The organism is Terasakiella sp. 4MB5A (genome assembly GCF_050058155.1).
In the GTDB taxonomy this organism is placed as follows: Bacteria; Pseudomonadota; Alphaproteobacteria; order Rhodospirillales; family Terasakiellaceae; genus Terasakiella; species Terasakiella halodenitrificans.
The window spans coordinates 1,342,517-1,349,150 of record NZ_CP188815.1 but is presented as its reverse complement, the minus strand read 5'-3'; the positions used below and the strand labels follow the sequence as shown (position 1 = coordinate 1,349,150).

General features: G+C 47.4%; 3 protein-coding genes. All 3 read left to right on the top strand.

The features are described 5' to 3' along the window. The first annotated feature begins 1 nt into the window (after nt 1). The 3 genes from ACI0FF_RS06335 to ACI0FF_RS06325 are packed head-to-tail and all read left to right on the top strand — an operon-like array spanning nt 2 to nt 6,617. The gene (locus ACI0FF_RS06335) at nt 2–4,762 is read left to right on the top strand and encodes an amino acid adenylation domain-containing protein (RefSeq protein WP_419799278.1); all 4,761 of its coding nucleotides are present in this window, start codon (nt 2–4) and stop codon (nt 4,760–4,762) included. Further along, complete coding sequence (locus ACI0FF_RS06330) at nt 4,759–5,976, top strand: hypothetical protein (RefSeq protein WP_419799277.1); 1,218 nt, start codon at nt 4,759–4,761, stop codon at nt 5,974–5,976. The genes ACI0FF_RS06335 and ACI0FF_RS06330 overlap by 4 nt, the downstream gene beginning before the upstream one ends. Further along, nucleotides 5,973–6,617, top strand: a complete 645-nt coding sequence (locus ACI0FF_RS06325; protein WP_419799276.1) for a hypothetical protein — start codon at nt 5,973–5,975, stop codon at nt 6,615–6,617. Before ACI0FF_RS06330 ends, ACI0FF_RS06325 begins: the two co-directional genes overlap by 4 nt. Nucleotides 6,618–6,634 lie beyond the last annotated feature (17 nt).

Sequence of the window (6,634 nt, the reverse complement as noted above, 5' to 3'; positions counted from 1 at the left end):
CATGTCAATGGAATCCCTGCTCCTTACACTTAAAAAATCCGCCATTCGCCTGCGGGTCGATGGACCAGATGACCAATTAAAATTCGAAGCCCCAAAAGGCGCTGTCACACCTGCGTTGCGTGACGAGATCAAAGCGAACAAAGCCGAACTCATTGCATTCTTAAAGAAAAATCAACAAGCCAAAAACAAAACCGACCTTGCACTTTCCCCGATGGACCGCACCCAAGGCGTGCCGCTGTCTTTTGCCCAGCAACGGTTATGGTTTCTGTATAATCTGGAAGGCAAAAGTGCAGCCTACAACATACCGGCCTGCCGTCGATTAACTGGATATCTCAATATAAACTGTCTGGAACGTGCCCTGAATAGCTTGGCCATGCGCCATGAAATTTTGCGTACCAATTTCACCACCATCAAAGAACACGGCGAACAGATCATCGCCCCGAACCGTGTTTTCACTATAGCTACACATGACATACGGGATCTGGACGAAAATGCACAACAAAGCGTCCTTGATCAACATATCCAGACAGAAACCGGATATGCTTTCGATTTAGAAAGGGATCCACTGCTGCGTCTCAGCCTCGTTCAAACAGACGACAATGCCTATCTGCTTTGCCTTGTCTTACATCATATCATCGGGGATGGCTGGTCACTGGAAATCCTTATTCGTGAACTGAGCCAGCTTTATGATGCTTACCTAAACGATCAAGACCCCGATTTACCCGTACTGGATATCCAATACGCCGACTTTGCTCTATGGCAACGCCAATGGACAAACGAAGGAGGGTTGGACCGTCAACTAGATTATTGGAAAAAGGCTCTCGCCAACATACCGCCATTGTTGGAACTGCCCTATGACCGGGCACGCCCTAAACAACAAAGCTATCACGGTGGATTGGTCAATGCATACATGAAGGCCAATTTAAAAAACCGGTTGGAGACTTTCTGCAAACAGGAAAACGCCAGTTTTTACATGGGATTATGCGCAACTATGAACAGCTTAATCCATAAGTATATGGGCCATGACGATCTTGTCATCGGCACCCATACCGCCGGGCGTACCCGACGCGAACAAGAAGCCTTGATCGGTTTTTTCATCAATACATTACCGTTACGCACCGACCTGTCGGGTAATCCGGGTTTTCGTGAAATCTTAAAACGCACTGCCCAAAGCGCACGCGGAGTTTTCAGCCATCAAGATGTCCCGTTTGAAAAACTGGTCGATCTGGTTCAACCCGAACGCGATATGAGCTACGCCCCCCTTGTGCAAGTGATGTGCGTGTTGCAAAACATGCCTATTTCCAATGACAGTTTCCAAGGTGTTGAGATCGAAGGTGTACCCCTTGCGCGCGATACGGCCAAATTTGATCTCAGTCTTCTGGCGGAAGAACAAATTGATGGTACCCTTCATTGCGAATTTGAATATAACGCTGACCTGTTTGATGAAAAAACCATTCAGGACATGGCCGATCATTTCTTTGTTTTGTTAGAAAAGATGCTGGCAACGCCGGATAAAGCCATAACAGAAATCGGCTTATTGGATCAAAACATCACACCGCCGAGTAAGACACCGCTCATAAAGATAACAATTGTTGATGCCTTTGAACAACAGGTTGAGGCCTCCCCCATCCATAGCGCCCTTATTCATAACGACAAGGCGTTGAGTTATCGCGAGTTAAATATCAGGGCCAACAAGCTGGCTCATTTCCTGCTTGCCCACGGCTTGCAAAATGAAGAGGTCGTCGCCCTTTATATGGACAACAGCATCGAGGCGATTGTCTCCATCCTCGCTATTTTAAAGGCGGGGGGGTGTTATGTGGCGCTTGATACCAACCTACCTGTTGAGCGGTTGCACTATATCCTCACCGATGCTAACGCCCGTTTTGTTTTAAGTACAAACAGCGAAAGCAATTTAGGTGACACCCTACACTGCATTTCCTTAACAGATGCGCGATCCCAAATTGATCAACAAACAGAAAGCAACCCCAAACGCGCCCTTAACCCCGATCAACTGGCCTATATTATCTATACATCCGGTTCCACCGGAACACCAAAGGGTGTGATGATTGAACATCACAGCGTGATCGACCTTGTGGATGGATTACAGGACCGGGTTTATCACGACTTGCCCGACCATATGAATATCGCCTTGATGGCGGCTTTGGTCTTTGATGCCTCCGTTCAGCAGGTTTTTGGTGCCTTACTACAAGGCCATAGCCTGCATCTGTGCGATACAGAAACCAAACAGGACGGTCATCATCTTCTGACATTCTTGAAAGATCACCAAATCCAGTTAAGTGACGGCACGCCAACCTTGCTCCATATTATGCTGGATGCAGGCCTTGGCGAGATTGATAATTTACCCCTGCGCCACCTGTTGATCGGCGGGGAGGCTTTGCCCCAATATCAAGCCCAACGTTTAAAAGGGACATCCATCGACATCACCAATATTTATGGTCCCACAGAATGTTGTGTCGATGTTCTGGCCTTTACGCAATCCCAAGATTATATCAGCAAAAACCGCACGGCATTTGTCCCCATTGGTACCCCACTTGGTGATTGTCGTGCCTATATCCTTGACCCTGCGGGCAACCCGGTTCCGTGCGGGATCGATGGGGAACTTTATATCAGTGGGCCTGCATTGTTTCGTGGTTATGTCAATCTCGATACACGCACACGCGCAGTACGTATCCCCAACCCGTTTGCACACCCCGACGATACCGCCCATCAGTTCATGTATCGAACCGGCGATATCTGCCACCAATTAAAAGACGGCAATATTGTTTTTGTTCGGCGCAATGACGATCAGGTCAAAATTCGCGGCTATCGGATTGAACTGGGCGACATCGAAGCGAATTTAATGACTTGTGACGGTGTGAAAAAAGCCTGCGTCATTGCCAAAGACAGGGGTGCAAAGGGGCAGGAACTTCATGCCTTTGTTGAAATGGACCGCAAGCCCGATATTGCAGAACTTCATCGTCACTTAAAAACACGCATTGCCGATTATATGATCCCTGCGCATTTCTTTCATTTGAAAGAATTACCCGTCAATAAAAGTGGCAAGATTGATCGTAAAACCTTGGCACATATGAATGCGGAGACAATTGAGGCGAAAACTGCATTTACTGCCCCGCAAACAGAAGAACAACGCCTTCTTTGTGATATGTTAAGCGATATTCTGGGGCGTGATCAGATTTCCATCACCGATAATTTCTTTTATCTTGGTGGTGATTCCATCAAAGCCTTACAAATTGTCGCACGATTACATCAAAAACAATATAAACTGGATGTTCGCGACCTATTTAATCATCCCATCATTGCCGATCTCGCCTTAAAACTGTGCAAAATTGAAGAAGAAAAACAGGTCTTACCTGCATTTAAAACAGGTGATGCCGTTCCCCTGACCGCTATTCAACATTGGTTTTTTGAAAATTACACAGACCCCCGACACCATTTTAACCAATCGGTTTTATTAACTTCAAAATCCCGCTTGGATGAAAACCGCCTCAAGCAATCCTTACAAACCGTCTTGGCAAATCATGATGCCTTCCGGCTGAAATTTCGCCGCGACGGGGACCAATTCATTCAATATATCGGGACTGTCAACTTCGGTTTTACATCGTTCAATTTTGCACCCGACCTGCCCAACACGCAAGCCTTGCAGGAAAAAGTAGATCTAACAGGACAAACCATTCAGGTCGGCTTGTTTCGTACAGACACAAAAGATTACCTGTTTATCACCGCTCATCACTTGATTATTGATGCCGTATCCTGGCGGACCTTGTTTGAAGAACTGGAAACAATCTATAACACGCCCACAGCTTCTCTCTCTCCGCCTCCTGTTGCTTTTTCTCATTGGGCGAAAACCATCAACACCTATGCCACCAAGACAGCAACAAACCAATTGACCTATTGGCAGGAGATTGATCAACAGGCCCAAAACCGACCCTTAATTCATGATTTTGAACAGAACGGCTGCACACACGCCGATTGCGAAGTCGTTGAAACAACATTGCCTGAAAAAGATACGGCCCGCCTGCTGGGTGATATTCATGAAACTTTTAACAGCCGAATAGATGATTTCTTGCTTTGTGCGCTGTCGCGTGCCTTTGGCCCGCTTGCCGATACGGCCCCACCGGCCCTTATGCTGGAAAGTCATGGTCGCGAAGCATTAGACAACGGCCTGAATATTGGCGCAAATGTCGGTTGGCTGACCAGTATGTATCCTGTATTGCTGCCCACAATCACCCCAGACAGATGCATAAATTTAAAACATGTCAAAGAAGTTTTGCGCAACATTCCACAAAAAGGGATGGGGTACGGGCTGCTGCGCTACCTCGCCAACCAGCCCTTAATGGCGGCTCCAGAAATCAGTTTTAACTATCTCGGTCAATTTGATGAATTTGAAGAAGGCGGTTTTTTCAGCCTGTCAGAACGCGACGTTGCCCCCAACATTTCCCCAAATGCCCCACAACCCTTTCTTATTGAAGTCATCGCCCTGATCACCAAGGGCAAACTGAACATCAAAATCGGGTTCAGCACCCGTCATTATCATTCCCAAACCATTGTGGATTTCCTGCATCGTTTCAAAGATGAGCTTCAACATATGATCACTGAAATTGACAGGAAGCCCGAACGGGAACTAACCCCGTCTGATATTGATTATTGCGATTTCAATCAAGATGAACTGGACCGCTTTATCGACGGGCTTAATCTGCCTGCTGTGCCCCATACTGTTCAAAAAGAAGGACATCCCGCATGAAATCGCGAAAGTTAGGGGCGGAACTGGAATTGTTCCTGACCAAAGACAACACACCTGCCACCCCAAAAGACTGGGCCATCATCGTTGATCGGGCCGTTTGTGCCGGATATAGCGCCATTACAGAACCCTACAACGGGCTGGCCCTTGGGGCTTCTGGCAAAAACGGTTGGTTTATACTGGATAACAATTGCGCCATTGTCGAACTGGTCAGCCTACCTTTTCATGATCTGGATGCCACAATTGGTAATCTGGAAAAACTACTGGCATTTTTTAAATCCATAACGCCGGAATATCACCTGCATTGGGTATCCCAATATGCCCCGCCCAACGAGGACGAATATTGGGACCGCACCGTTTCCACCGGTCTTTACAGCATCGTACGTCATCAAAATTGGGGCCATTGGCATTTGATGAATTCGCTGGCCTTTCAGCCGGCCATTGATATTTCCACACCCGAAATTACGGCCGTGTTGCGCACCCTTTATCTAAGTGCGCCCCTGTTTGTGCATCTTTACGGTGGACACGATATAAAAAACACGCCACGTCTGCAAAACTGGTTACACGCGATCCCTTATAGTGAACAGCGCACGGGCCTGCCGACACGCGAGATCAATAGCCTTGACGATTATGTCGCAAACCTGTTGGACCTGCCCGCTTTTATCGTGTCCAACCCAGCCCAAAATGGTGAACTTGCTTTTTTTGATACACAAAACGGGCGTCCCCGCGTATCGGATGTGATCTTAGACGGCGCAACGGCATTTCAGGTCAATCATGTTCCAACCACACCGCAGATGCGCACGGATAAAATCCGGTATGAAAAAACCTATGTAAACGGCAATCTTGCCAATTTTTATAACCTGTCCCTGCCGTTCTGGCATTGCCGTCTGGTCTTTGATACCGGGGCGGGGACCATCGATGGCGACGTTGGCACAATCACCCGTGCGATTGAAAATTCAGACAAATTATATGTGGAACTTCGACATATCGGCACGCCACAGAACATGACGGAACTACGCAAAATCTATCAGATTTTTGTCCATCTTGTTGAACGCGCGCACGAGATTAATCAAGCCATCAGCCCCTTAATCAGCTGGCACGATGCCCAGAACGAAAACCGCCTTGCCGTTCAAAACGGCACCTTGGGCGACAAAAGCAAATTGGTCTTTCACAAATTAAAAGAACTTGGCCTTTTCCAGAAGGAGGAAACCATATGATTTACGTTATCGGTGGTGATGGATGTGACGCACAAATTGGCGTGGATCTGCTGGCACGCATGGGTATTGCGGCCCAAGGGGTACCCATTTCCAAATCCCCCAGTGATTATCGTGATATTCTCGCACGCGTTCCCTTAATCGATGATTATATTCTGGAAAAGCTGCGTCCCATACAGGCTGATGTCTTTCTCGTCTTTTGCAATACCCTTTCCTTTTCAGTGGATTGGGATCGTCTCGCCAACAAAATCCGCACCCCTATTTTAAGTCTGAGCCTCGTGTACAACGATTTTCTAGCCCAATATTCTTCCGTCGGTGTGGTGGCCTGTTTTGAAGATACCATCAACAATATTCGACTCTTTTGCGACCAAAACAACCGCACGACCACAACCTTGTCCTATGCAATGGTTTCGCTGGTCGAAGCAGTCGAAAACAATGAACCCTTTGTCGAAGATATCCTGCATCAATTGATTGAAACCAGCGCGCATCTAAAGGCCGAAGCTTTCGTTCTTGGCTGCACACATTTTGAGGATTGCGACCTCGCCCGATCCCCCATTGATGTGATCTATCCCGGTAAACGCCTGATCCAATATGCGCTGAACAATGGTTACATCCCCGATCAATACCGCATGGTTGCCCAATAAACGGATAAGAATGAGAG